Origin of the sequence: Pseudomonas sp. DE0010, assembly GCF_007680745.1 — a bacterium.
Classification (GTDB): Bacteria; Pseudomonadota; Gammaproteobacteria; order Pseudomonadales; family Pseudomonadaceae; genus Aquipseudomonas; species Aquipseudomonas parafulva_B.
Genome location: NZ_VEJQ01000052.1, coordinates 1 through 1,148, shown reverse-complemented (window position 1 = coordinate 1,148; position 1,148 = coordinate 1). Strand labels below are relative to the sequence as shown.

The window sequence follows — 1,148 nt, the reverse complement described above, 5'->3', positions numbered from 1 at the left end:
TCAGCAAGCCAGTTTCCCCTTTCTGGTGACATATTCGTCCTGATTTCTCATCAGGGCGAACGCCACCCGCGCAAGTTTTCTTGCCAAGATCACCAGTGCTTGGGTCGTCGCTTTTCCTGCCGTGCGCTGTTTCTCATAAAGCTCTTTCCATGCCGCTGATCGGCTGGCTGCCATCGCAGCGTTATGAAGTAGACGACGGATCTCCGAGCAGCCGCGCTTGGTAAGACGGCGACGTCCATTCTTCTGCCCAGAATCGCTCACTCTCAAGTCCATCCCCAAAAAGGCGATGTATGAGTCGCTGCTCTTAAATTCACCTCTCACAAATGCCATTACCAATGCGGTGGCGGTGAGAAAACCGATTCCTTCCACTGCCTGGCAACGTGCAACTTGCTCCTGCAATCCAGCCTCGCGCAGCACTTCTTTCAGTTTCTTTTGGATCAACTGGTCCAGCCGATCAATCGATTTCACAAAGGTCTCGAAGGCGGCTCTAAGCAGATTTTCGTTGGCCCAACTTTGGGTCATCGCAGTGCGCGCAGTCACCAAAGCCGCCCGGCGCCGCAGCAGGCTCTGGAGCTTGCCGTAGACGGCCGGCGGAGGGCTCCAGGGCCGGAGTTCGTTACCTTCGTTCCTAAGGAAACGGGATAGTAGTCGAGCATCAGATGGATCAGTCTTTACACGTCCCCCGACACCTTTTCTGTAGTTGCTTAACTGGAATCCGTCGACGACATAAACCTGAAAACCCATCCCGTGGGCTAGTTCAACCAAGTCCAAGTGGTAGACATTGGTAGCCTCAACGGCGATTGCCGTGTGAGCCGCTTGCTGTTTGAGCCACTTCTTGATTTCTGGCTTAGCGTTTTTAATCTTGATAATTTCATCGCGGTCGTCGTGATGAATAACCAGCTCCGCTTTAGCGACATCTACACCCACGATTAACCGATCTACCTGCATTGCCATGGGTGGCTCCTCACGTTATGGTTCTAGGGCTTGAAGGGGGGTTCACCAAGAGGCGCTGGCTTGCTTCTATCGTCGTTCAAAAACGATGCATTCTTTATCGGCGCTTTGGTGGAAGGGGTGGGGCGATGTCTCCCACAGTCTGTACTGCTGCTGACAGTCAGAATCGGCTTTAGCGTCCCACCACCCCTTCAAGT

Annotated in this window: 1 protein-coding gene; it reads right to left on the bottom strand. The window is 53.5% G+C overall.

The window, feature by feature from the left end; genetic code table 11:
* On the bottom strand, positions 1 to 954 hold the full coding sequence (locus FS767_RS21555) for a transposase (protein ID WP_144968142.1): 954 nt from the start codon (positions 952 to 954) through the stop codon (positions 1 to 3).
* Positions 955 to 1,148: the final 194 nt, after the last annotated feature.